Below are 25,716 nucleotides of genomic sequence, written 5' to 3' on the forward strand. Positions count from 1 at the left end.
GCATTACAGGGTGTAGGGGTTTAGGGGTGTAAGGGTTTAGGGGTTTAGGGGTGTAGGGGATAAAATTGTTTCTTTTATGTCAGAGGTAATGTAATGATAAATTCTGTTCCTTGACCCAATGTAGAATCTACACTTAGCTTGCCATTGTGCTTTTCTACGATAATTTGACGAGCGATCGCTAATCCCAAACCTGTACCTTTACCTACGGATTTGGTCGTAAATAGATGGTCAAATATTTTCTGTTTGACTGATTCACTCATCCCTATGCCGTTATCTGAAATGGCAATTTTCACAAATTCATTTTCTACAGCAGTTTTAATAGAAATCCGGTTGGGATTAGCTTTAATTTCCTCTTGAGTGCGTTGGTGATTAGATTCTTCTAAAGCATCAATGGCATTAGCTAAAATATTCATAAATACCTGATTTAATTGACCAGGAAAACATTCAATTCGTGGTAATTCTCCATATTCAGTCATCACTTCAATGGCTGGACGCTGTTCATTAGCTTTGAGACGATGTTTCAAAATTAAAACGGTGCTATCAATGCCTTGATGAATATCAAATGGTACTTTGTAATCTCTATCAGCACGGGAGAATGTGCGAAGACTGGTGCTGATATTTTTCAGGCGATCGCAAGCCATTGTCATGGAATCAATCATTTTGGGTAAATCTTCCAAGCTATATTCCAAGTCAATTTCCTCAGCATGATCGAGAATTTCTGCATTTTCCTCTGTGAGATTTTCTTGATATAATCTCAAGTGTTCAATCATATCAGTAATTGTGGGTTTAGCTTGTTTGAGCGTGGCAGCAATAAAACCCAAGGGATTATTCATTTCATGAGCCACACCAGCGACTAAATTACCTAAAGCAGACATTTTTTCACTTTGGATCATTTGTAATTGAGCGTTTTGCAAATTAGCCAGGGCTTGCTCTAAATCTTGAGATTTTTGTTGTAAAGCCAGTTCGGCTTGCTTGCGATCGCTAATATCTCGCATTACAGCTACCGCACCAATTTTGTTACCCGCAGCATCAATGATGGCTTGTCCACTAGCTAACAGGATTCTCTGCAAACCATGCTTTGGTGCAATCACCATTTCGGCGTTTTCGACTATTTCCCCTTGAAAGGCGCGAAATAAAGGTATTTCTGTGGTTGATAGTTTGGTTTTACCATCCGCCTGATAAAGATCAAAATGTTGCGCCCATTGTTCTGGTGTGATGGCTTCTACCGGTAAACCATGAAACTCACGAGTTGCTTTATTAAAGAGAATTAACTTACCACTAGCATCACAAACAACAATGCCATCAGTAATATTGTCAATGATCGCATTTAAAAATTCTCGTTCTTTGGCTAAAGAGGCTTCTACTTGTTTGCGATCGCTAATATCAATTACTACCCCATCCCAAAGAATCGCGCCATCGGGTTGTTTTTCTGGCCTAGCCGCAGATTGAATCCATTTGACAGTTCCTGAAGGAAGGACAATTCGCCATTCTTGCTCAAATGGTGTGAGTGTTTGAGCAGAATGGAGAACTGCTTGTTCAATAGCTGGGTGATCATCAGGATGGTGTAAAGCGTAAATACTAAACTTTCCCGTCATCACTAATTCTGGCTCGACACCGTACAAATCTAGACAGCCAGAACTCACGTAGGGCGTTGAGACTGAACCGTCTGCACCCAAACGAAATTGATACACCATCCCCGGAATATTATTGGCTAAATTTTGGAAGCGGGTTTCATTGGCTTGCAATTGGGCCAGAGAATTTGACAGTTGCTGGGCATAATTTTGGTAATTTTGATAGAGTCGGGCATTTTGTAGAGAAATAGCCGCTTGCGTACATAATAGATTCAATAGTTCGACGCGATCGCTGGTAAACGCGCCTGTGGCTAAGTTGTTTTCCAAATACAACACACCCAATAATTTACCTTGATGCAAAATTGGCACACATAGCAAACTCTTGGGTTGATGTTTTAAGACATAGGGATCGGCTAAAAACGAGGGATGTGAACTAGCATCTATGACTACACTGGGCTGTAAAGTCCGTTTGACAACATTGATTAAACTGATAGGTACTTCTTCACTTTCGGATAATGGCTGGGACTGTAAAACGATGGAATATTGTGTGACATTGCTGACAGCCTCGATTTTGAGTTGGTCTTCATCGAGTAACATCAATACACATTTATCTGCACCGGCTGTAGTAGTGACAATTTCTACAAGGGTAATCAGTAATTTATCAAGTTGTATTTCACTAGAAAGATTATGAGAAGCTTTCAAAACTGCATTCAAGTCGAGGGTGACAGAGATGGTACTGCTGTTTCCCGATGAAAAGGTTTTCTGTGTCAAGAAATTTTCTTTGGCTCTGACAGTTTCCGATGATGAGAGTTTTGTAGTTGTCTGTTGGAGAATTTTTGTCAAAAGTTGGGGATAATGTTGTTCTAAATCAACAACTTTGGCTTTTGCGCCCCAACGCGCATAACTATAATAAGCCTCTGTCATGTATTCTTCCGCGACGCGCTGTTTTCCCCAATCTAGGTAGAATTTAGCAGCTAGTTCATTAGCGAGTGCTTCTTCTTGCAGATAACCGTGTTCTTTAGCTAGAGAAATAGCGCGATCGTACATTTCCATCGCTTCACTTTTATGCCCTAAAATTTTGTGATATTGTGCCGCTACCAAAGTAAACTTATGCTCATGATTCGCCGGTGCAAACTCTGCCCACGATTGGAGTTTTACCTGATTTTCTGTGACTTTGGTGATAAAATCTTGTTGTTCGGATGACGATACATGGGGATATAAAGCCAAACGAGTTAAAGAATCATAAAAGTAAAAATTTGGGATCAAAATTAAGCCATTGATACTGGCTAAATATTTTTCTACTATGGCAGCGTTTTCTAGTGCTTGTTGGTAATTGGCAAACAAATTACATAGCAGTAACTTACAAAAATGTACTTGACAAATGATGCTGACTTGATTGGCTGCATAATGTAAAGGTAACATTTTTGTTTCGTCATATTTTGCCCCAGTCAAACAACAGGGATCATCGTTATCACCTAGTAGATTTAAGACCGATTGATGATAAACATTATTAAAGTTGGCATAGGTAGTTTGTTTGAGTTGGGAAATCACCTGTCCATAGTTAGATATGGTTTTTTCTAACTTATCTAATTCTTGACCACTTAAATAAGCATATCTGCCAAAAACATAAGCAGACATCGCCGCATATTCGATATCACCATTTTCTAACCCGCAAGTGTAGGCTTCTATTAGGGGAGTTAAGGTTGTTCGTAAATGCTCTTTCCAGTGGCGGACAAAACAATTAAAGGCCAATAATGTTTTGGCTTTTAACTTTTTAGCATTTAATTTATCGGTTAACTCTAAGGCAACTTTTCCTAATGCGTAACCTAGATTAATATCTCCTAAAACAGTACAGGTAAGGAGTCCGTAAGTAGCATAGGCATAGGTTGATTCTGGGGCGTTACCATAGAGAATTGATAATTCTACTTGTTTAATCACAATTAGCTTGAAGAAGCTGGGTGCAGCTTGATAAGCAGCAGAAATAATATTGGATAAAATTTGCATTGCTGCCAACATTTTTGCATCTTGCATGGTTGGCAGTTGTAATAGGTTAGCTATGGGTTGCTGTTGGAGGAGTGAATTTGCTTGTGCTATAGCTTGTGTAATATCTTTTTGTTCAGGCTGTTCTGGTAGTTCGATCCCCAGCGATCGCAACACCATCAATGCTAGTTTTAATGCTTCTAAATGGCGGCTTTGTGCCATACAAGCCTGAATTTTAGTATTATAAACAGGTATTTGTTCGAGGAAATTTGTCGCATTTTGAATGACAATATCTGCATATATTTCCATGTTTTGAAAATTGCCACTCAAATAACAAGCTTCGGTAATTGCTTCGTATAATTCTAAAGTTAAATCATATTGATTTCGCCAACTGCCAGCACGTAGAAGTTGTAAACCTATAGTTAAATAATCAACTGCTGTTATATAGGCAGTAGCAGTTTTTGCTTTGATACCTGCCTGGAAATTTAACTCAATGAGTTGATGAATTTCCTCTGGGTTAGTAATGAGGTTTTTGCCAATATTTAATTGATTAACAATAGCAAAAATCTTGTCTTCTATGGCGATATTTGGTGTATTGTGTAGTAAAAGTCTGCCAATTAGTAAATGTGTGGTTTCTCGTTGTTCTGGAGGAATTAAAGAATAGGCAGCTTGTTGCACACGGTCATGTAAAAATTTATAGGTAAAAATTGTATAATCTTTGTTATTCAACGAGAGATGATGATCACCTATGGCGAATTTATAGACATCACTCTGAGGTAAAATTAAACCTGCTTGTAGGGCTGGCCATAAATCATGGGATGTTTTTAATTCTGCTTTTTCCGCCACAATTGCCAAGGTAGCTAAATCAAACTGATTACCAATACAAGCTGCTAACCGCAGTATATTTTGGGTGGATGTTGGCAGTTTTTTTAACTGCAATGCCATAAAATCCACAATATCATCTGTAATAGATTGCTGCGTCACTTGTGTGATGTCACATTCCCAACAGCCGGATTGATAGTTGAAATAAATCAATCCATCTTGATGCAACGCTTGGAGAAATTGACTAGTAAAAAATGGATTCCCTTGAGTTTTTCTAAATACAAGTGCAGAAAGATGACTGGCTAAATTCTTTTCACATTTTAGAGTATCAGCCACTAAATCATTAATTTGGTCGGAATTGAGTGGTGCTAAATTAATTCTATTAATAGTTGCTGCGGTTTGGGCAATTTCGTTGACAGTCAACATCAATGGATGTGCTGGGTTGACTTCATGATCACGATATGCACCAATGATGAATAGATGACCTGTATCAGCCATTAATAACTGCATTAATTTTAAGGATGCAGAATCAGCCCATTGTAAGTCATCTAAAAATATCACCAGTGGATGGTTAACACTAGTAAAAACTTGAGTAAATTTCTGAAACAGCAGATTAAACCGATTTTGAGCCGCATTTCCTGATAACTGGGGTACTTGCGGTTGCTGTCCGATGATTTTTTCTAATTCGGGAATCACTTCGATAATGACTTGGCTATTTTCTCCCAAAGCTGCTAAAATTTTGCTTTGCCATGCTTGGATTTGCGAGTCACTTTCTGTTAGTAATTGTCCCATTAAATCCCTGAAGGATTGAACAAAGGCACTTAAAGGAATATTCCGTTGAAATTGATCAAACTTACCTCGAATAAAATAGCCGCGTTGTCTGACAATGGGCTTATGGACTTCATTGACTACAGCCGTTTTGCCAATTCCAGAAAACCCAGCCACTAACATCATTTCTGTCGCACCAAGGCTAACTCTATCAAAGGCTTCTAGGATGGTGGCGACTTCGGTTTCTCTACCATAGAGTTTATCAGAGATGAGGAAGCGATCGCCTATATCTCGTTGTGCAATTGCAAAGCTTTCTATCCTACCAGTTGTTGATAGCTGATTTAAGCAATTTTCTAAATCAAATTTCAGCCCCGTTGTACTTTGATAACGTTCCTCGGCATTTTTTGCCATTAATTTCATCACGATATCCGACAACACCGACGGAATATTTTCCAGATGTTTAAAATCAGGTGGTGTTTTCGCAATATGACAATGCACTAATTCAATCGGATCATTGGCTGTAAAAGGTAAATTACCTGTCAGCAATTCATAGAATGTGACACCTAAAGAATAAAAATCAGTCCGGTAATCAACACAGCGATTCATTCTCCCTGTCTGTTCAGGAGAAATGTAAGCTAGTGTTCCTTCTAAGACATTGGGATTAACCAGTGTTTGAGTTTCTCGTGGTAACAAAGATGCAATGCTAAAGTCAATTAATTTTACTTGTTTAGTTACAGGATTAATTAAAATATTGCTAGGTTTAATATCTTTATGAATAATATGATTTTGATAGAGTATATTTAAGGCATCACATAAGGCGATCGCAATTTCCAAAAACTCCTGTAGAGACTTGACATCTAACTTCCCTACACTCTTGAAATATTCTTTCAACGAAATACCGCCAAAATCCTCCATTACCAGAGCGTAACTGTTCTGGTATGGCTCCAGACTATAATTATCGACAATTAAAGGTGAGCAAAGATTTTTAGCAATGGTATATTGATTGCGAAATTGTACCAGTTCGCTAAAAGTCGGATAAGGATTCTTTAGAAGTTTAATAGCTACGGGTAATAAGTCAGTTGTCCTTTCACCTCGATAAACCAAGGTTTTAGAACCATTATAGATTTGTTCGCTGATATGATATCCCGGAATATTGAACATATTCATAAAATCTTGATGACTTCCAGGTTTAGTGTTCCCAAATATGGTCATTTTGCATCATTCATGAATAATAGTATCCCAGACTAAGTGAATAACTGAACAAAATGGATAGATCAAGTAATGCCAATTCTCCACTATCCACAACTTACGGATTATTGATAAATAATCACAATTAAGAAAGTCAGCTTGAGTACAGGTTTTTGAATTTATAGATATTGGTAGTAAACCATACTCTAACCCTGCCAGGGGGATTAAGGAAGTGGGATCTGACATCATGACTTTAGTCATGGATAAATTTGTGACTTTTGTAGGAAGTATAATTTTACATATAGAGTTTTAATCGTATTGGGTGGCAATTGAATATAGCTAAAAGCTATTCACTAATTCAGGGAAAGTTAACTCTTTCCCTATTTTTATTAATTTTGCCATCTCCCCGGCTGGGATTTGCTGAGTTAATGGATAAGTTCCCATGAGTTACTATGACTTTGATAATCATTTCTGGTTGCCTAAAACTGTGTGTATGCAGTCAAAATCTATCGAAAATCCGCAAAGATATGCTCATCATACAGTTATCAAGGTCAGCTTCATGATATCTATTACTATATCAATCTGCTTGTTGTTCAAAATATTATCTAATATTACCTATAATAATTTAATAAACATCAATAGTGTCGATCATAATTGTTTGCTGTTAAAAGGTAGTAGTGAATTTCAAATTTACTGCTCAAAAACAGATTGATACAGCATAATTAAAAAGCAGGAGAGCCGGGAGCCAAATTAAATTGGATTCCTAGAGGAGTAGAGAAGGCATCTGGTGCGCGATAATCTTGTAGTGCAGCAAGATGATTCGCCCACGGTACAAGATGAAGCTAGCGTTTATTACAGCCACGCCCCAGAATGTCAAACTAGGCAGTGGTACTTTTGTTGGTAATATTCACCTTGTGAATAATTTGCGATCGCAAGGTCACACAGTTGATATTTTTGCCCCAGCACAGATGTCTAAGGGGACTTTCAGCTATGTGGCGCATCGTTTCTGGTGGAATTGGCAACTTAACCCCTCTAGCTTCGATAACTATGATGTCGTCGTGGGATTAGATATGGATGGTTACACCATCGCCCACCGTGTAAAACCACCTTTTGTCGCTTATATTCACGGTATTATTGCCGATGAGGCTAAGTTTGAGCAGGGTTTGGTGCGTCAATCTTTAGAGTTAATGTCAAAAGCAGAACGCGTGAGTGTGCATCGCGCCCAGATAGTGGTGACAACTAGCCAATACTCTGTCAATAGACTCGCTCAACTTTATAAATATAATGGCCAAATCCACCCTGTACCACCACCCATAGATTTACAGCAATGGGATGCAGCAGTGGCGGATATCTGCAAAACCACAGATAACATAGTCAGTGAACGTCCGACGGTGTTGTGTGTGGGGGTACAGTATCCGCGTAAAAATGTAGCTACCCTCATTCGCGCCACCGCCATAGTCCGCCGTCAAATACCCAATGTGGAAGTGCGAATTGCGAGTAAGGGGCCAGAATGGGAAAATTTGCGTCAATTGGCTCAACAACTAGATTTACAGGAAAACGTGACATTTTTGGGCTACGTATCCCGCGAAGATTTAGTGCGGGAATATGTTCGCTGTCAAGTCTTTTGTTTACCCAGTCTGCAAGAAGGGTTTGGTATAGTATTTGCTGAAGCAATGGCTACTGCTAAACCCATCGTTGCTAGTCGTGCTTCCTCCACACCAGAAGTAATTGAACATGGTGTACAAGGTTTGCTAGCGACTCCTTTGGATGCAGAAGATTTAGCGAGTCAACTGTGTGAATTATTATTATCACCAGCTAAAGCCGCAGCGATGGGTCAAGCTGGACGCACGAAGGTGGCAGAATTTGCTGCTCCCATTGTGGCGCAAAATTTCAGTCATTTGTTAACTAAAATTTTGAAAGTGGAAAATGGGGAATAGGGAATGGGGAATGGGGAAACATTAATTATTAATTAGTTTTTGGCTTAATTTTTGATATTAATTGCTGGCTAAACTATGAAAGTTATTTCTGCTGCTTTGAGTATTTTATTGAGTCTATGTTTACTGACTATCGGTGGTTGTCAAACAGTCCCGCCAACTAACAATAATGTCATTCATCTTACCCTATGGCACGCTGTCAACCCACCCCCTAACAGGGATGTGTTTCAAAAATTAGTAGACCGTTTTAATCAAACCCATCCTGACATTCAGATAGAATCACTGTATGCAGGTCAACTAGACCAGCAATTACCCAAGGTTTTCACAGCAGTCGCCGGGAATGTACCACCAGATATTTTATTTTTTTATCCCCAAATTACAGGTCAGTTTGTGGAAATCGGGCTATTCGACCTTTAGATGAATGGCTAGACAAATCACCCCTGAAATCAGAAATTGTCCCTAACTGCTTTGGCGAGATGCAGTTAGATGGTCATATTTGGTCAGTTCCTCTGTTTGTGGGGAATGTGGGACTTTTTTACAGACCAGATTTGTTTCAAGCTGCGGGAATTAGTCAAGTCCCAAAAACTTGGTCAGAATTGCGAGAAGCGGCGAAAAAACTTACCATAGACCGCAATGGTGATCAACGTCCTGATCAGTATGGTCTATCAATGCCTTTAGGGAAAGGAGAGTGGACGGTTTCTATTTGGTTTCCCTTTCTCTTTAGTAGTGATGGCACAGTAGTTAAAGATGGACGACCTGATTTAGTGAATGAGAGTGCGATCGCAGCCTTAAAATTTTGGCAAGATTTAATTAAAGACGGCTCAACTAAATTCTCTGCACCAGAACGGGGATATGAAGAAGATGATTTTATTGCTGGTCGTGTCGCAATGCAATTAACAGGGCCTTGGACATTCATCATGAAAAGTCAAGTTGATTTTGATGTCATGCCCATCCCTATGAATAGACACCCTGCAACTGTACTTGCAAGTGGCAATATGTTCATTATGAAAACTACTCCCGAACGAGAAAAAGCAGCTTGGAAATTTTTAGAATACGTCATTAGTGAACCATTCCAAACTGAATGGAGTATTGGTTCCGGTTTTTTACCCATCAATTTAAAGTCTGCCCAAAGTCAAGCCTATCAGGAATACATCAAACAAAAACCAGTGATGAAAACCTTTTTAGAGCAATTGTTTGTATCAAATACAAGACCAATTATTCCTGGTTACAGTCGCTTGTCTGATAGTCTGGGACGCGCTATTGAAGCTACAATGCTAGGCGCACCCCCAGAAGCCAGTTTAAAAGAGGCACAAGCAAGGCTGGATTTAATTGGCAAATAACTAGACAAAGTTAAATACTCAGTGTAAATTTTAGGTTATTCACTGAGTATTTATTACTTTATATGGTGCAAGATAGTCAAACATCTACTAGTGATGTTTTCGCTAATATCTATGTGAATAACGTTTGGGGCGGCAATACAGGAGAGTTTTTTTCTGGTAAAGGCTCAGATGAAATTTTTGCTATTCCCTATAGCCAATTAATTGTTAAGTTTGTTGTCGAAAAACAGTTAAATCCTATCAAAATTGTTGATTTAGGCTGTGGTGATTTTCGTGTAGGGCAGCAGCTTTTACAAGCTTTAGAGAATGTGCAAATTAGATATCAATATACAGGGATAGACATAGTACCCCAATTAATAGAAAACCATAATCATAAATTTGCTAATGCTCAGGTAGAATTTTTATGTATTGATGCCATAGAATCAGATTTACCTCCTGGAGATATCTGTTTAATTCGCCAAGTATTACAGCACTTATCTAACGAACATATTAACAACATTTTAGCTAAAATATCTCAATATAAATATGTATTTGTGACGGAAAGTTATCCTGAAAACTTAACAGATACTGTACCTAACATCGATATATCTACAGGTGCAGAAATTAGATTAGAGAAAAACTCGGCAGTGTTTTTAGACCAACCACCTTTTAATGTACATAATGTAGAACTGCTACTAACATTACCCTATCCAGAGGAGAATCTTTTGTATGGGAAGCAAAGTCAACTTTGTACTTTTAAAATCGAGAATTAATATTAGATATTAATGAAATCTAAAACATTACCTGCGCCTCTCAAACCTGGAGATTTACTCAAAGTTATTACCCCTAGTGGTGCATTGCGGGAATTTGACGCTTTCCAAGCAAGTATAGAAATTTGGCGATCGCGTGGTTATCGCGTTGAAGTGTGCGATACTCTTAACTACAATTGGGGATATCTTGCCCATAAAGACGAAAATCGCCGTCATCAATTAGCAGAGGCTTGGCATGACCCAGAATGTCGCGGTATTCTCTGCGCTAGGGGTGGTTTTGGTAGTACCCGCATCTTAGAAAACTGGTCTTGGGACACTAATTTATCGACTCCCAAATGGCTAATTGGCTTTTCTGATATTACAGCTTTGTTGTGGAGTCTTTACAACGCAGGTATATCCGGGTTACATGGTGCTGTGCTGACAACCCTAGCCAGTGAACCTTCTTGGTCAATTGAACGGTTATTTAATTGGGTGGAAGGACGACCTATTGCACCTCTTAAGGGTTGCGGTTGGGGTGGTGGTGTAGTCGGTGGCTTATTACTACCAGGAAATTTGACTGTGGCTACCCATCTTTTACACACACCCCTACAACCAGACTTTAATGGTGTCATTTTAGCCTTAGAAGATGTCACCGAAGCACCATACCGCATTGACAGAATGCTTACTCAGTGGCGTTTAAGTGGTGTGTTAACTAAAGTCAAAGGTATCGCTTTGGGTAGCTTCACCAAATGTGAACCCCCGGCTAATGTACCTAGTTTTAGTGTAGAAGAAGTATTGCGCGATCGCTTGGCTGGCTTAAATATTCCTATCGTTTCAGACTTACCCTTTGGTCACGGTGAAGAAAACGCCGTTCTTCCCGTAGGAATGTACGCCACCCTTGATGCTGACCAGGGTATTTTGAAACTATAGCCGTAGTCGGAGTAATTAGGACGCTGCTTGAAGGAGAACGATTTCCATTGCATCACGTAACTTTTCTAAGTATAAGCTGAATTCAGGTTAATTGAAATTGGGAATACTAATAAGGTATCAACTCAACCAAATGAGGCATTTCACTATTGAAATTGCTGAAGATGCTTGAAATACTCAAGGTGTGGATACCCAAATATGAGTCCAATACGAGCAGTTGTTGTTGCTTTTATCGTCATATCTGCTTTAGTAGCGTGGTGGAAATCTGGCTTAAAATGCCCTATTTATATTCATGTGCTGGGCGGTTTAGCAACGGCTTTAGGTGTTCTGATTGTTCAAGGTATTGAACCAGAGATGCCGATTAATCAATGGTGGCTGTTAGGAAAATGGTGGATTGTTCTGATCACCCCAGCTTTTGTCTATGGTGGTTTTGCTGTTTATGGAGGTGCAATTTATTCTAAAAAAGATTGACCTTTCCACCATTTAGTAATGACTCGTAAATACACTAATTAGAACTAAGTACCTCAAATGATTTTACTTCGAGGACAGGGCCAATCATGGCGATCGTCATGACATCATCACGCACCTGTCCTATAACTTTGGCTTTTTGTCCAGCCTTGAGTAATTCTTGGTCTGCACCCTTGAGGATTTCATAGGTGACACCCTCATCGCTAACCAACGCCCATGCACCCATACCGAGTTGACGGCGTTCGATTGTTCCTGTGACTGTGATGCTCATAAGATTTAGGGAATGGGGAACGGGGGACTGGGGATTGGGGACTGGGGACTGGGGACTGGGGACTGGGAGATTTTACTCCCATGCCCTATGCCCTATGCCCAATGCCCAATGCCCCATTCCCATTTACGCTGTTTGTCCTTCGTTTTTCAATGCTAATCTGGCTAGTCCATAACAGAGTAAGGCGTTAGTAAAGAGGAAGATTCTAGCTAAGTTATCGTTACTAAAACCCCAAACTACTGGGTCTAAAACTGCACTGACTGCTAAACAAGCGGCTACACCCAGAGTGGAACCGATCGCAAACCACTTCCAGCTAGGATGACCTAGTAATAATGCTACTAGCACTACCGGAATTAATACACTAGCAAAAATCGGGTTGAGAGCGTCGGTACCTTGTATGCTGTTGCCTAATTCGGGAATGGAACTGCCCAAAACGCGGAATGGCCACTGGGGTAAGTCAAAGATGTAGATACCTTTGAGGAAGAATAACCCAGAACTACCAAAAATTAGACCGCTAGATAATGACCAACTCCAAGCAAAGGGGAAGTAAACCCGCAAGAACCAGGCTAAAAGATAGGAACCTAGTACCATTAAGACTTTTGGCAATAGGGCGACTGCACCACCATCTATCCAAAAACCAGGGTTAAGATAGCCATTATCCCGTAACCACCGGAAGAAATCTTGGAAACTGATTTGTCCTTGGGTGGCGAGTTTGACTGCGGCTTCCGCGTTGAGTTGTCCAGCACCGTAGTAGTTTAAACTATCTTCTTTAATTACCCGTGCTGACTGTTGGAGGACTTTTAAAATTTCCTCTGGATCTTGAACACCTTTGGCTTTAATTAAGGCTGCTACACCCGCAACGTGGGGAGAAGCCATACTGGTGCCTTGGAGTCCTAAGAATACGCCTTGTCCTTGTTCGTTGATGGTTTCTTGGAGAATTGCACCGGCATCAGTTCCACCAGGGGCAGAAATATCAATACCTGCACCAAAGTTAGAATAGGGGGCTTTTTCACCATCAGGGCCAAAAGCTGAAACCCCAATGACATGGGGATAACGTGCAGGGTATGAGGCAGAACTGTCATTTTCGTTACCGGCGGCGGCGATGATGACTACACCTTTTCTATGGGCATATTCAATGGCTTGTTTGAGGAGTTGACTTTCTCCACCACCCCCCAAGCTCATATTAATCACATCTGCGCCTTTGTCGGCTGCAAATTTAATGGCTTCGGCAATATCAGCTACAGTCCCTCCACCATAAGCACTCAGCACTTTGAGGGGCATGAGTTTGGCTTCGTAAGCAATTCCCGCTACACCATATTTATTATTGGTGGCTTGGGCAACTGTACCAGCAACGTGAGTACCGTGTCCGTTATCATCGCTAGCATCTTCTTTGTCGTTGACGAAATCGTAACCTTTAACAAATTTAGTTTCGTATAAGTCGCGGACTTTGGTAACGCCTGTGTCAATTACTGCGACGGTGACACCGCTACCCTTGGTTTCTTTCCATGCACCTTCCACGCCGATTTTGTGGAGATTCCACTGTTTGCTGTAATATTCGTCATTGGGTGCAGTTAATGAAGGTTGAAAATCTTCACCTTCTTGGGGTCGTAGAATTTCGCCTAACCAAGTTGCTTGAGATGTCGGCTCAATTAGCTTGTAGACGTAATTCGGTTCAATAATTCTGTAGCTTGAGCAAAGGGAGATTTCCGCAGTTCTTTGAGCCGATCGCGATCGCCCTTGATAATATAAACATTATCTTGCGCTGAGAATTTATTATCTAATTGAGGAGTAACGTTGTATTTTTGGGCGATCGCTTGTAAATCTTTCTGAATCGCATCTGCGGGAATATCTTCCCGAAAATCCACTAAAATTGTCTCGAATTCACCTTTTGCTGCTAGTCCCTGAAAACTCAGAAACCCCCACACAGCAGATATCAACCCGACGACAAACAAGCAAAGTATTATCAGTTTTTTCATACCAACTCATCACCGCTTTTTGCCAGTTTGCTCACTACGATAACTTATCTACACCCCTAGTTGGTTGAGTTTGCAATTAAGTTACACCTTTTTTAGTTAAATCTTTGACTGAGGAATATTTAAACAATGGAACGTGGTCTTTTCTGGTTGCCCCTATTAATCATATTTTTCTGGCTGGCTTGGCAAGGCTCAAAGGAGTATCAAAAGGTCGAAGCTTATCGTACTTGGGCAGAGCAATTTGATCGCGCTAAATACGATATTTACGCTGTCTTGGGTCAAAAGGACAACAGCATCACCTGGGGCAAACCCACAGCCAAGGGACTGATCCAACTGCAAACTTTCTCACTGTTAGATGTTCAAAATATTCACCTGCTGATAGATGGAAAAGTTACAGATATAAATGCACTTCCCCAGAAGGGTCGGACAATTGAGCTAGAATTTACCTTTAATGAAGCTAATCAATCAGTAAAAGTTCCGTTCACAGAAATTTCTTTAGCGGCGGAATGGGGTAAGTTTTTACAAGGTGCGTTGCAAAATATCACGAAGGAATAGGGAAGAGGAAAGAGATAATATTTAAATTTAAATACTGTTTCAATTAATAATATTTAGCCTTTTAATGAACTGGTGATTTTAGCAAAGACATCTCTAAATTTATCCTTGGCTTGATGGAAATGGGGTATATCCCAATCAGGAAATTGTGGTTTATCTAGTTGGTTTTTATCTAAATAAACGGGATATTTTAACTCAATCTGTAGTGCTTCAACTCCTGATATTTGACTATAAAATCGAGTAATATAACCACCTGTAAAAACTTTATTTTTTACCACTTGGTAATTACTATCTGTAAAACTCGATTCGACTGTTAACATCAAAAAATCCTTACAGCTTTTTCCGTTAGAATTTCCCAAACATATTTGATCATCAATTAATCCTCCAAAACTGTGCAAGTCTAGCAAATAGACTTTTCCGAACTCCTGGACTTTTTCTTTCAGTAAGTTTTCTAATTTTTGATGATAGGGAAGATAATATTTCTGTATACGATTTTGTATGTCTTCTAGACTATGATTATCTTGATAAATTGCCTGATCAAATGCTGTTTGTAAAGGTACAACAGATGACCAGAAGTTTCCTGCTATCGGTTCTTTTAATTCTCGGTTTAAATCAACCACATATCGACTGTAATTAGCTTGCATGACTGTTACTCCCAATTGAGGGAGAAAATCATACAGTTTATCTAAATGCCAATCTTGGTTAGGGAGATATGCTTGAGAAAGATGTTGAGCTATATTTGCCGGAATTTTTAACCCACTATGGGGAATATTAGCAACTATTGGTACGGCTGGTGATATTGGTGTGTTAACAGTAAATAAATCCATTGCATTAGCTGTAATTTCAATTAACTTTTGCTTATGAATGCTGAGATAAAATCCAAAATACCAGTTGCATTAACTATTGCTGGTTCAGATAGCGGTGGTGGTGCAGGAATTCAAGCTGACTTACGCACCTTTGCTTTTCATTGTGTCCACGGAACTAGTGCTGTAACCTGCGTGACGGCTCAAAATACGTTGGGAGTAGCGCGAGTTGATGCTATGCCACCAGAGGCGATTATAGCCCAAATTCAAGCCGTATTTGAGGATATTGGAGTACAAGCAGCGAAAACGGGAATGTTACTCAATCAAGAAATTATCGCTGCTGTCGCTAAACAAGTTGAGGCTTTAGGAATCCCTAATTTAGTTGTTGACCCTGTGATGGTATCACGCACAGGGGCGCAGTTAATTGATGATGACGCTGTGAAAACTCTCCGAGAACAACTCATACCTCAAGCTGCTATTATTACACCCAATCGCTACGAGGCTCAGATTTTAAGCGGTTTAACGGTAAATACGTTAGATGATATGAGGGCAGCAGCACAAGTAATTCATCGTAATTTAAAGGCGACAGTTGTGCTAGTCAAAGGTGGTGGAATATCAGGTAACGCCCGTGGTGTTGATATTTGGTTTGACGGGCAGAAGTTAGAAACCTTAACCACACAGCAAGTAGATACTCATAATACTCATGGTACTGGTTGTACTTTATCAGCTGCGATCGCTGCCAATTTAGCCAAAGGTGAAGATTTATGGCAATCTGTACAACAAGCCAAAAAATATGTTACTAATGCACTCACTTACGCCTTAGATATAGGCAAAGGTCAAGGCCCAGTAGGACACTTTTACCCTTTGTTATCAAACTAACATTTATACAGGCAGGATAACCCTCAATCAAAACTCAGCATTGGCGAATTTTATATCCCATACCCAATTCCCTATTCCCAATGCCCAATCACCAATTGCCTGTTTCCAAGCCAACTATCTTTTGATAACATTGCTCATACTCTAAATTAAACTCATTTTTATACCAAACCACCAATGCGAACAACCACTGGTTCTGTTCCAGGCAATCCCCCAAAAGCAACATCCCAAAATTATCCGACTTCCGTACCATTATACGTGTATCGGGAATTAGCGGCGGAATTAAAAGCAACACAGGCAAAGTTAGATGTGCTGACTACGAAAAATCAACAATTAGCACAAGAAAACCAACGTCTGCGCCATGAAATTACTCAAGTAGTTAAATCTTTTATACACCTACAAAAATTAGTAGATTATCCTTCTACACCAAACTTTACTCATACCCCCACTTCTCACCCTGAAGTCAGTAATATTCCTAGCCCTGATGCACCCCCTAAAGAACAACCACGCCCACAAGCTACTCGTTCTCGTCAACCCGTCATACCTGAACCTGCAACCAGCAAAGTCAGTCACACTGATTTCTCTGTACCTATAGTAGAAATCACCTCTCCCACATCAGAAACAGTTGTGATTGAAGAACAAGAGGTAAGTTATTATCCTAACTCCAAGCCAGAGCCTAAAGAAATGAATGGTTGGTGGTTAGCAATCAGCATCCTGTTGATTATGTTGACAGCTTTTGGGGCTGGGTACTTAGTCGTGCGTCCCCTGTTTCAACATCAAAGCCGTTAGAGGAGATACAAGAGGGAGGCAGGGGAGGCAGGGGAAGCAACTAATGACTCAGCACTCACCACTCAGCACTCAGCACTCATCACTCACCACTCACTTAGGAAATTTTTGAGCATATTTAATCAAATTAGACATTTATGTGGTTTTAATGGCTTAAAACCATAATTTTGCAGCGTGTTTCACTACAGTAGCTTAATATCAAAATTTTAAGAACTAAGCAATTAATTTATAGGTTCTACTGCTAATCTGATAAATGCTTATCTGGGTCAGATGCAGTTATAAAACATCAAATTCTCACATCTATCTTAAAACTAAGATGAATTGTGAAAACATGAGACATTTGATCTGGTTAGATATATAAACGCACTTACTAAAAATTAGGAGTCGATGACATGAAAAAGGTAGAAGCAATTATCCGTCCATTTAAGCTAGACGAAGTGAAAATTGCTTTAGTCAATGCAGGAATTGTGGGGATGACAGTTTCTGAAGTTCGAGGCTTTGGACGACAAAAAGGACAAACAGAACGCTATCGCGGTTCTGAGTATACTGTTGAGTTTTTGCAAAAACTCAAGGTGGAAATCGTAGTTGAGGACAACCAAGTCGATATGGTGGTTGATAAAATCATCGCTGCTGCCCGTACTGGCGAAATCGGTGATGGTAAGATTTTTATCTCCCCTGTAGAGCAAGTAGTTCGGATTCGGACTGGCGAAAAGAATACAGAAGCTGTTTGAGTTGTGAGTTGTGAGTGCTGAGTGCTGAGTTTTGAGTGCTGGGTGGAAGTAGTTGAGAGAGAAATAAAGTTATACCGATTCGCAATTCGCAATTCGCAATTCGCAATTCGCAATGGACTAACGTCCCGCTACGCTAACGCAATTCAGAAAGTCAGATACCATCTGGGTTTCCAGCTTTCCATCTGTTGCTTAATTTTGGAGAATTGGTATTATTCGGTGAAATTTTGAGTTCGTCTGAAGGAAGGTGTGAAGAAATGTTAATGTGATATTTCTTCACTACGATTACTCAAAGCGTCTCTCCCAATTCAAAACTTAGGACTCAGGACTCAGCAATGTTTTGATTTGAGGAAGTAAAACCGCAAAGGCTTTACCTCGGTGGCTAACTGATTTTTTGATTTCTGGTGTCATTTGAGCAAAGGTTAATTGCTTCTCTGGAACGTAAAAAATGGGATCATAGCCGAAACCACCATCACCACGGGGCGCATAAAGAATTTCGCCAGGACAAAGACCTTCGACTTGCATAGCAATATTACCATCGGGAGAAGCGATCGCCACTACACATGCAAACTGAGCTTTGCGGTTAACTTCGCTACCTAACTCCTTTAATAATCTGGCAATTCTATCAGCGTCACTATTACCATAACGGGCAGAATATACACCAGGCGAACCATTAAGGGCATCGACTTGTAAACCAGAATCATCTGCGATCGCCCATTGTCCTGTAGCTTTAGCTACTTCGGAAGCTTTTAAACAGGCATTCTCCGCAAAGGTTTCTCCCGTTTCGTCTATTTCTAATTCTTCAGGCTTGAGTTGTAATTCCCAATCAGTATCTTTAAGGTAAGCTTGCATTTCCCGCAATTTACCAGGGTTACTCGTCGCTACTACTAGTATTGTCATTGGTTATTAGTCATTAGTCATTAGTCAACAGTCAACAGTCAATAGTCAACAGTCAATACAACTATGGACTATGGACTATGGACTATTGACTAAATTTCACTCTGCCCAGTCTTTAGCCCATGCCAAGGTTTTATGCACTTCCTCAATGGTGGAGGCTTCGCAGTAGAGGCGCAAAACTGGTTCTGTACCACTGAATCTAATCATTAGCCAGCTATTGTCAGCAAGGCGGAATTTGTAACCATCAATCGCTTTACAATCAATTACGGCTTTACCTGCGATTTCTGTTAAGGGTTGAGTTTCTAGTTGTTGCAGTAGTCGCGCTCGGACTTCCATACTGGCTAGGGGTAAGTCGATGCGATCATATGCAGAATTAAAGCCTGTTTGTTGTTGGAGATGGCGATAATAGTCTGCTAAATCTTGCCCAGACTCCACAATCGCCTCCAAGACATACAATGCTGATAAAAGGGCATCGCGTTCGGGAATATGGCTACCATAACCAATACCACCAGATTCTTCCCCACCTAACAATACTGGTGCAGCTAACATTCTGTCAGCTATATACTTGTATCCTACTGGTGTCTCAAATACTGAGAGGTTGTGTAGTTCTGCTACCTTGGGAATTAAATCTGAACCACTGACAGTTTTGACGATTTCGCCTGTGAAGTTGCGTCTGAGGGTGAGGTGGTCGATTAATATGGGGATTAAGACTTGGGAACTCAAGAAATTAGCACTACCATCAACGGCGGCGATACGATCGCAATCTCCATCAAACACCAAACCCACAGTTAAATCTGACGGATGGCGATCGCGATGAGCTTTAATTAAATCAAATAATTCATCCAGATATTTCGGTAAAGGTTCTGGCGCACCACCACCAAATAAAGGATCACGGTTGCTATTGATTTCTTGGACTTTTTCACCTAATAATCTGCCCAAACCGCTAGCAGCTGCACCGTGCATGACATCAACGAATACGTTGAGTTTACCAGAGGCGATCGCTTCTCTGAGTTTGTTGATATTGACTTTTGCTTCTAAGCCTTGGATATAACTCGGCCAAGGGTCAAAATTCTCTAATTTACCTGGAGTGGCTGCTGCTGGTACGCCTACTGATAATAGTGCTTCTATATCTTTTGTGACTTCTGGCGATACTGAACCACCAAAATAACCTTTAACTTTTAATCCTAAATAAGCTCCTGGATTATGACTAGCTGTAATGACTAACGCGCCTAAAGCATTGAGTTGTTTTGCCGCCCAGCTAAAAGCCGGAGTCGGGGCATAGCTATCACTCAGCAGTACATCAAAACCAATGGCGGTGACAGCATTAGCCACAACACGGGCAAAATCTTCTGCCATAAATCGGCGATCGTAACCCACAATGATTGTGCGGCTACCCACCGTTGAAAAATAAGTATCATATAATACTTTTGCTGCAACTGGCGCGACCAAAGCTAGACGTTCAAAGGTGAATTCATCACCAATTACGCCTCTCCAGCCATCTGTGCCGAACTTGATTGGACTAGCTATAACTGGCATTCAGGTATCCTCAGAGTACACTTGAGGATTCTAGCATTTGCACAGTTGGGCAGGTAATAAAAGGGACTGGGGACTTATCAATTCAAAATTCAAAATTCAAAATTCTATTCCCTATTCCCTATTCCCTGTTCCCTGTTCCCTGTTCTCTAATGACTATTGACTATTGACTATTGACCAAATACTAATATTCCTTAATAGTCTCGGCTATTAAGGAACATTCATAGGAGCATTTAATGCTCAATCTTGATGATTTTCTGTTAAAAATCATCAAGATATTGGCTCAAACGACTAATTAAAGGATCAACCTCTTCTGGAGGATTCACAGGATAGCTAGGAGGAGGAGGGGGAGGAGAAGTAGAAGCAGTAGGATTGACTGCTTCTACTGTTGGTGCGGGTGGAGGTGAAGAATACACTACGGGTCTTTCTGTCACCATGATTGCCAGATGCGCCAATTGCTGCGTTAATTGCAATACCTGGCGTTCTAGTCCCTCCAGGCGGTTCGATTCTTTGGCAAAAAAACGTTCCTCAAGGTCAGCTACTTGACGTTGCAGGTCATCGATTTTTTGTTCAACCGCGCCTGTCGCTGCTGTTTTGAGACCAGGTTTTACAGATTCCGGTACGCATAAAGTTTGCCACAAGGCTTCTTTGCAGAGGTCACTGAAAGTTTTGTCCGGTTGTTTTTCTAGATAGTTTTCTACAACCGCTAACAAACTTTCATCAGCGACCTCTGGGTTGAACGTAACCGATTTAACTACTTTTTTTGACCATTGGAACATTCTTTTTAAGCCCTAGAAGAGCGACTGGCGGATAATTGCGCCTCTCCATAAATATACTGCCCCAAAGCGTTCGCTTGTCGGGAAGGAGCTGATAGGTGAGCGTTAATTTGAGCGTCCTTGAGTAAACGTTGTACGTCTTCCCAGAAGAATTCTCCACCACCACCGGTGAGAATTACGTCTGTGACCCGTTCTGGCAACCAAGCTAAAACGCGACTGCAAATTTCGCGAGAAAATTGCTCAGTGAGGTTAGGGAGAAAGTCGTCTAAGTTGGTGGGTTTGCTAGCACCTTTGGGACGATAGAAGCGATCGCCTTTGGGTTTATTTACAGCCGAAATTAAAGCCAGAGATTGACTATCTGCGCCTTCAATTCCAGCTGCTACCAATTCATAAAACTTGTTCATTCCGAAATCTTCACTCTTGGAAGCACCACGGGCAAACCGGAAGTTATCTACCATCAAAAAGTCAATAGTTTGGTGTCCGATATCAACAATCGCCACAGAGATTTTTGTGAAATCTGGGGTGCTACCACTCTTTTTGGGTTGTGCTTCTGACCATAACAAACTGCCATAGCCTTCTGGCATTACCCAAACTTTGGAAATATTCAAGGACAAAGCCTCGCCTCGGAAGTTGAGGACATGAGGCCCGGTGACTAGACTAGTTAATTGGGCTTTTTCCTTTTCAAATTGCTCTAAGGAGTGGAAAGGTAAGCCTAAAACTACGGAAATTTCGTCTCTGAGTTTGAAGTAGCCAGCAGAGGCCAAAACTTTAATCAGTGCATCTTCCACTTTGGACTGGCCAACTCCCAGGTTAGCCCCAAAGTCTGCTGCCAGTTGACCTACGGCGTAGCCTAGTCCTTGATATTCTAGCCATAAGTCCATCAGTGGGTCGGTGGCGCGGGCTTCAAACACACCGCCACGTACTTGTTCTATGGACATTGGCTTAACGTTGGCGGGTATGAAGATCACGCTATTGGGTTCACGACTCACACAAGTTTTTGTGGAGGTTCTGCCCAAATCCACGCTCAGAATTGCTTTCCCTACACCGTTTGTGGGTTTAGGGGGGGTAGTGCTATTGATGGGGGTAGATGCTGACACCCTGTTTAGAGGTATGGCGGCAGCATTCATGGGGGTAGCGGCGGAAGGTTGGTCGGTCATACAAGCTCCTAGTCCTTACTTAACTGTAAAAAGTTACCATGCCTGTTGTACAAATATGCGGGATACCAGAAATTATGGGCTTCGTCAAGTGTAACTACAAATACGCCCAGTTTTAAAATTTTAGTAAATTTTAGGCGATCGCTTATTCAGCATTATTTGGCATAGTGTAGGCGAATTTTTACCAAATGTAACCCCCATATGCTGACTGAAGGTAATTGTTTTTCAACTTCTGGTATTTCTGCGCCTACGTTTGAGTACCCAAAAGACAAATCCTAAAACCAAACTTCCAAGTACAATTTTGGATACAGGGGCTAAATATTTATCCACTAGCTCATACTGACTACCCAAGGCGTATCCTGAGTATGTTAGCAAACCCACCCAAGCCGCACTACCTATAGTTGTATAAAATAGGAAAGGTAGCAACCGCATATTGCTCATACCAGCAGGTACGGAGATTAATGTGCGAACACCTGGAACTAGGCGACCAATTAAAACGGCTTTATTTCCCTGAGTATCAAACCACTGTTTAGCCTTGGTAATATCTTTGCCAGATACGGTAATCCACTTACCGTATTTATCGGCTAATTCTCTTAAACGCTTCTCACTTAAAAGTTTTCCTGGATAATACCAGATCAGCGCACCGACCACAGAACCTAAAAGCCCAGCGACAAAAACACCCGCAATATTCAGCTTCGATCCTGGTAAATTGGCGGTATATCCTGCCAAGGGCATGATTAACTCTGAAGGAATGGGCGGAAATAAGTTTTCCACAAACATTAACAGTCCTATTCCCCAATAGCCCAAGGATTCAATAATATTTTTGATCCAATCCGATGACATGAAATTTAGTGATTATGACTTTGGACAGTTTTCGTTACCCAGTTTAACTTCATGTTGTCCGCCTTCCCAATTTTAAAGTTCAACTTATAGACTTCCAGAAAATAAATCATTCAATGGGTCAGAGCAAACATGATCATTGTATTCTTCCTCCCCTGCTCCCCCTGCTCCCCCTGCTTCCCCTGCTTCCCCTGCTTCCCAAAGCGATTGTATATTTTTTAGCTAGAAGTCTCTTATTGGTTTAGGGGTTCCAAAACGGAAAAAAGGTAAAAGTCAGCTTTTGACTGTTACCTTTTACCTTTGATCTTTTGCCTTTTATGTTTTTACACTGTGGGAGTCAATGATTGTACTCTGGGTTCAGATTGCCAATCTAATGGATTCCACACTCGGTCTTCTAAAGCCATCTGCTCAATTAAACTAGCTAATCTCAAAGCTTTCAGTGCTTGCTCTCCACCCACGGAAGGCTGATTGCCACCGTGGACACAGTTGACAAAATGCTCTAATTCTGCACTCAAAGGTTGAATATTAGTTGTATAAACTTTTTCAATTAAACCATCTTGTCTATATAACACTTGCTTATGATCGTTATGAGAATTAGCAGGTGTTTGACGATGGATTAAAATTTCATTTTTGAGAAAATCTGCTTCAGTAAATGAGTTTTTACAGTGGGCGACGATGCGACGGATTTTGCGGTGTGTGACTTTACTGGCTGTCAGAGTTGCCACAATACCGTTAGCAAATCCCAAGGTAGCGGTTACATAGTCTAAATAACCAGAGTCTAAGGAACGAGTACCGCTAGCAGTTAATTTTGTTACTGGTGAGCCTGCTAGTTCTAACAATAAATCGATGTCGTGAATCATCAAATCCAGCACCACCGAAACATCGTTAGCTCTGTCAGAGTAGGGACTCATGCGGTGAGCTTCTAGTGCTAGAACTTCTTCTGTTTGCAGCACCTTGTGCAGTTCACGGAAAGCCGGATTAAATCGCTCAATATGACCGACTTGCAGAATACATTGAGACTCAGCCGCCGCATTCACCAAGGATTCCGCCTCAGAAATACTAGCAGCAATGGGCTTTTCGATTAAAACGTGAATTCCTGCCAAAAGACAGTTAATGCCCACAGCATAATGCAAGCGAGTGGGAACAGCTATGCACACCGCTTCTACATGGGGGAGCAGGTCACAGTAATCTTCAAAAAAACGCACCTTGTATTTACTGGCGGTTTCTAAGCCTCGTTCGACATTAATATCTGCCACGCCTACTAGTTCAACATCTTTCATGGAACTGAGTGTGCGGGTGTGATGTTGTCCCATGTTACCTACGCCGATTACACCTATACGAATCGGTCGTGGCTGGTTGCGCTGTGTATATGAATTTGCTTCTGCCACTGACATGCTATTTTGCACTATTGTTCTCTCCTCAACCACCAAATTTAGAGACGCTATGGCCGTTGGCGTTTATACTTGACAGCCAATTATGTTCCGTCTAAAACCATCCAGATGGTAACATAGAGGCCTTGTTTATGAAGAATTTCAAAGTTTACGATCAGTTCCCGTAATTTGGCTGTCTTTTGTATAGACGTTACTTAACTGCTCGGTTGTTTCTGCTCTACACAAACTAAAATTCACCTTTCTATGACCTAGAAAAATCTAGTGGTTTTATGTGGAAATGTTTAAAAGATAATATGACAATAAATTATCTGAGTTAAAGATTAGCGATCCCATTGTGAGGAAAATTACAGATTGATTGATAACAATATCATACTGGAACGCTTACATAAAAAAAGATTTTTCTAAGATTGTGACTATGGTCATACTTAAATTATTCTTGCCTGATTATTGGCATCCTTAAATAGATTTGACCAATGATTTTTACGGATGCTCATCCAAAATACGATACTTTAAAGAAACATCGGTATATGGAAATGTGGGAGTGTCAGGGTATGGGGGAAGAAAAAGTGTTTCTTTGATTGTGAGTGGGTCTTTGGTAGGTGATACATCTACTTGCTAAGAGCGATGTGGATTTGGTGATTTACAAGGAAAATTTGCGACGAAAATGAAAGCTGTAATTTTGTTGTCTGGGGGATTAGATTCTTCTACAATTCTTTACCACGCAAAGGCTGATGGCTGTGAGTGTTACTCGATGTCCTTTGATTATCAACAGCGACATCGGCGCGAGTTAAATTCAGCGTTACGTGTGGCGCAAAATGCCGGAGTTGCACAACATCAGGTAGTGAACTTTGATTTAAGACAGTGGGGTGGTTCAGCCTTAACTGATGATGCGATCGCTCTACCTCAAGCCCGTTCTTTGAGTGAAATGTCAGAAAATATTCCTGTCACCTACGTACCTGCACGGAATACAATTTTTTTAAGTTTTGCCCTAGCCTATGCAGAAGCGATCGCCGCCCAGCGAGTTTATATCGGAGTCAATGCCCTAGATTACTCAGGATATCCTGACTGTCGCCCTGATTATATCCAAGCGATGCAAGAAGTTTTTCGACTGGGAACTAAACAAGGGCGGGAAGGAGAACCGATTAAAATTATTGCTCCCCTGCTAGAACTGAAAAAAACCGAAATCATCCAACTTGGGAACACATTAGGAGTACCCTGGGAATTAACTTGGTCATGTTACGCCGGTGCTGATGTCGCCTGCGGTGTTTGTGATTCTTGTCGCTTGAGATTAGCTGCTTTCGCTGAATTAGGGCTAGAAGACCCACTACCCTATGCTTAAAAAAGGAAAAAGTAAAAAAGTAAAAGATTCTCTTATTTATACCTTTTGCCTTTTGCCTTTTGCCTTCTTAAGCTAAT

19 protein-coding genes and 2 pseudogenes are annotated in these 25,716 nt (G+C 40.8%); 11 read left to right on the plus strand and 10 right to left on the minus strand.

The features are described from left to right. Positions 1-74: 74 nt before the first annotated feature. Positions 75-6,353 carry an ATP-binding sensor histidine kinase gene (locus CV014_RS20260; RefSeq protein WP_236143674.1) on the minus strand — a complete coding sequence of 2,093 codons (6,279 nt, stop codon included), beginning with the start codon at positions 6,351-6,353 and terminating at the stop codon, positions 75-77. An 812-nt stretch (positions 6,354-7,165) separates the two neighbouring features. Here CV014_RS20260 and CV014_RS20265 point away from each other — a divergent pair. The 5 genes and pseudogenes from CV014_RS20265 to CV014_RS20285 all read left to right on the plus strand — a co-directional run bounded on the left by CV014_RS20265 (position 7,166) and on the right by CV014_RS20285 (position 11,726). After that, positions 7,166-8,266 (plus strand): glycosyltransferase family 4 protein, encoded by a 1,101-nt coding sequence (locus tag CV014_RS20265; RefSeq protein ID WP_236143675.1) that lies wholly within the window; start codon positions 7,166-7,168, stop codon positions 8,264-8,266. A 96-nt stretch (positions 8,267-8,362) separates the two neighbouring features. Further along, positions 8,363-9,603, plus strand: a pseudogene (locus CV014_RS20270) (ABC transporter substrate-binding protein); the annotation flags it as partial. Positions 9,604-9,665: 62 nt separating this feature from the next. Then, entirely contained in the window at positions 9,666-10,352 is a 687-nt protein-coding gene (locus CV014_RS20275; RefSeq protein WP_236143676.1) for a class I SAM-dependent methyltransferase, read from the plus strand. Between the two features lie 12 nt (positions 10,353-10,364). After that, positions 10,365-11,258, plus strand: a complete 894-nt coding sequence (locus CV014_RS20280) for a S66 peptidase family protein (RefSeq protein WP_236143677.1) — start codon at positions 10,365-10,367, stop codon at positions 11,256-11,258. A 195-nt stretch (positions 11,259-11,453) separates the two neighbouring features. Next, positions 11,454-11,726 (plus strand): hypothetical protein, encoded by a 273-nt coding sequence (locus CV014_RS20285; RefSeq protein ID WP_236143678.1) that lies wholly within the window; start codon positions 11,454-11,456, stop codon positions 11,724-11,726. Between the two features lie 34 nt (positions 11,727-11,760). On the opposite strand, the gene CV014_RS20290 is transcribed toward CV014_RS20285, so the two are convergent. Beyond that, entirely contained in the window at positions 11,761-11,994 is a 234-nt protein-coding gene (locus CV014_RS20290; RefSeq protein ID WP_236143679.1) for a hypothetical protein, read from the minus strand. 12 nt (positions 11,995-12,006) lie between these two features. Between CV014_RS20290 and CV014_RS20295 the strand changes: the two genes are divergently transcribed. After that, positions 12,007-12,150 carry a hypothetical protein gene (locus CV014_RS20295; protein WP_236143680.1) on the plus strand — a complete coding sequence of 48 codons (144 nt, stop codon included), beginning with the start codon at positions 12,007-12,009 and terminating at the stop codon, positions 12,148-12,150. Here the strand turns inward: CV014_RS20295 and CV014_RS20300 are convergent. Then, positions 12,118-13,967, minus strand: a pseudogene (locus tag CV014_RS20300) (S8 family peptidase). The gene CV014_RS20295 and the pseudogene CV014_RS20300 sit on opposite strands and share 33 nt — an antisense overlap. A gap of 126 nt (positions 13,968-14,093) precedes the next feature. Here CV014_RS20300 and CV014_RS20305 point away from each other — a divergent pair. Next, positions 14,094-14,519 carry a hypothetical protein gene (locus CV014_RS20305; RefSeq protein WP_236143681.1) on the plus strand — a complete coding sequence of 142 codons (426 nt, stop codon included), beginning with the start codon at positions 14,094-14,096 and terminating at the stop codon, positions 14,517-14,519. A 53-nt stretch (positions 14,520-14,572) separates the two neighbouring features. Here the strand turns inward: CV014_RS20305 and CV014_RS20310 are convergent, their stop codons facing one another. Then, positions 14,573-15,343 (minus strand): N-formylglutamate amidohydrolase, encoded by a 771-nt coding sequence (locus CV014_RS20310; protein WP_236143682.1) that lies wholly within the window; start codon positions 15,341-15,343, stop codon positions 14,573-14,575. 33 nt (positions 15,344-15,376) lie between these two features. Between CV014_RS20310 and thiD the strand changes: the two genes are divergently transcribed. From thiD to CV014_RS20325, 3 genes are all read left to right on the plus strand, one after another. Next, complete coding sequence (gene thiD, locus CV014_RS20315) at positions 15,377-16,198, plus strand: bifunctional hydroxymethylpyrimidine kinase/phosphomethylpyrimidine kinase (protein ID WP_236143683.1); 822 nt, start codon at positions 15,377-15,379, stop codon at positions 16,196-16,198. A gap of 174 nt (positions 16,199-16,372) precedes the next feature. Beyond that, on the plus strand, positions 16,373-16,984 hold the full coding sequence (locus CV014_RS20320) for a hypothetical protein (RefSeq protein WP_236143684.1): 612 nt from the start codon (positions 16,373-16,375) through the stop codon (positions 16,982-16,984). Between the two features lie 389 nt (positions 16,985-17,373). Beyond that, entirely contained in the window at positions 17,374-17,712 is a 339-nt protein-coding gene (locus CV014_RS20325) for a P-II family nitrogen regulator (RefSeq protein WP_017749852.1), read from the plus strand. Between the two features lie 312 nt (positions 17,713-18,024). Here CV014_RS20325 and rdgB read toward each other — a convergent pair whose 3' ends face one another. From rdgB to CV014_RS20355, 6 genes are all read right to left on the minus strand, one after another. Beyond that, positions 18,025-18,609, minus strand: coding sequence for an RdgB/HAM1 family non-canonical purine NTP pyrophosphatase (gene rdgB / locus CV014_RS20330; protein ID WP_236143685.1), 585 nt, complete (start codon positions 18,607-18,609; stop codon positions 18,025-18,027). Positions 18,610-18,705: 96 nt separating this feature from the next. Beyond that, positions 18,706-20,142 carry a phosphoglucomutase/phosphomannomutase family protein gene (locus tag CV014_RS20335; protein WP_236143686.1) on the minus strand — a complete coding sequence of 479 codons (1,437 nt, stop codon included), beginning with the start codon at positions 20,140-20,142 and terminating at the stop codon, positions 18,706-18,708. A 257-nt stretch (positions 20,143-20,399) separates the two neighbouring features. Further along, positions 20,400-20,918 (minus strand): plasmid segregation centromere-binding protein ParR, encoded by a 519-nt coding sequence (locus tag CV014_RS20340; RefSeq protein WP_236143687.1) that lies wholly within the window; start codon positions 20,916-20,918, stop codon positions 20,400-20,402. 5 nt (positions 20,919-20,923) lie between these two features. Then, positions 20,924-22,072 (minus strand): ParM/StbA family protein, encoded by a 1,149-nt coding sequence (locus CV014_RS20345; protein ID WP_236143688.1) that lies wholly within the window; start codon positions 22,070-22,072, stop codon positions 20,924-20,926. A gap of 222 nt (positions 22,073-22,294) precedes the next feature. Next, positions 22,295-22,912: a DedA family protein gene (locus CV014_RS20350; protein ID WP_236143689.1), complete on the minus strand. Its 618-nt coding sequence runs from the start codon at positions 22,910-22,912 to the stop codon at positions 22,295-22,297. Between the two features lie 320 nt (positions 22,913-23,232). Beyond that, positions 23,233-24,315 carry a Gfo/Idh/MocA family protein gene (locus CV014_RS20355; protein ID WP_236143690.1) on the minus strand — a complete coding sequence of 361 codons (1,083 nt, stop codon included), beginning with the start codon at positions 24,313-24,315 and terminating at the stop codon, positions 23,233-23,235. Between the two features lie 649 nt (positions 24,316-24,964). Here CV014_RS20355 and queC point away from each other — a divergent pair. After that, complete coding sequence (queC, locus tag CV014_RS20360) at positions 24,965-25,639, plus strand: 7-cyano-7-deazaguanine synthase QueC (protein ID WP_236143691.1); 675 nt, start codon at positions 24,965-24,967, stop codon at positions 25,637-25,639. Positions 25,640-25,716: the final 77 nt, after the last annotated feature.

Origin of the sequence: Nostoc sp. CMAA1605 (assembly GCF_021596505.1) — a bacterium.
Lineage (GTDB): Bacteria > Cyanobacteriota > Cyanobacteriia > Cyanobacteriales > Nostocaceae > Trichormus.

Coding starts and splice junctions, on each gene's coding strand:
- CV014_RS20260 (WP_236143674.1), bottom strand. CDS start 6,353: ATGACCATATTTGGGAACACTAAACCTGGAAGTCATCAAGATTTTATG.
- CV014_RS20265 (WP_236143675.1), top strand. CDS start 7,166: ATGAAGCTAGCGTTTATTACAGCCACGCCCCAGAATGTCAAACTAGGC.
- CV014_RS20275 (WP_236143676.1), top strand. CDS start 9,666: ATGGTGCAAGATAGTCAAACATCTACTAGTGATGTTTTCGCTAATATC.
- CV014_RS20280 (WP_236143677.1), top strand. CDS start 10,365: ATGAAATCTAAAACATTACCTGCGCCTCTCAAACCTGGAGATTTACTC.
- CV014_RS20285 (WP_236143678.1), top strand. CDS start 11,454: ATGAGTCCAATACGAGCAGTTGTTGTTGCTTTTATCGTCATATCTGCT.
- CV014_RS20290 (WP_236143679.1), bottom strand. CDS start 11,994: ATGAGCATCACAGTCACAGGAACAATCGAACGCCGTCAACTCGGTATG.
- CV014_RS20295 (WP_236143680.1), top strand. CDS start 12,007: ATGGGGAACGGGGGACTGGGGATTGGGGACTGGGGACTGGGGACTGGG.
- CV014_RS20305 (WP_236143681.1), top strand. CDS start 14,094: ATGGAACGTGGTCTTTTCTGGTTGCCCCTATTAATCATATTTTTCTGG.
- CV014_RS20310 (WP_236143682.1), bottom strand. CDS start 15,343: ATGGATTTATTTACTGTTAACACACCAATATCACCAGCCGTACCAATA.
- thiD (WP_236143683.1), top strand. CDS start 15,377: ATGAATGCTGAGATAAAATCCAAAATACCAGTTGCATTAACTATTGCT.
- CV014_RS20320 (WP_236143684.1), top strand. CDS start 16,373: ATGCGAACAACCACTGGTTCTGTTCCAGGCAATCCCCCAAAAGCAACA.
- CV014_RS20325 (WP_017749852.1), top strand. CDS start 17,374: ATGAAAAAGGTAGAAGCAATTATCCGTCCATTTAAGCTAGACGAAGTG.
- rdgB (WP_236143685.1), bottom strand. CDS start 18,609: ATGACAATACTAGTAGTAGCGACGAGTAACCCTGGTAAATTGCGGGAA.
- CV014_RS20335 (WP_236143686.1), bottom strand. CDS start 20,142: ATGCCAGTTATAGCTAGTCCAATCAAGTTCGGCACAGATGGCTGGAGA.
- CV014_RS20340 (WP_236143687.1), bottom strand. CDS start 20,918: ATGTTCCAATGGTCAAAAAAAGTAGTTAAATCGGTTACGTTCAACCCA.
- CV014_RS20345 (WP_236143688.1), bottom strand. CDS start 22,072: ATGACCGACCAACCTTCCGCCGCTACCCCCATGAATGCTGCCGCCATA.
- CV014_RS20350 (WP_236143689.1), bottom strand. CDS start 22,912: ATGTCATCGGATTGGATCAAAAATATTATTGAATCCTTGGGCTATTGG.
- queC (WP_236143691.1), top strand. CDS start 24,965: ATGAAAGCTGTAATTTTGTTGTCTGGGGGATTAGATTCTTCTACAATT.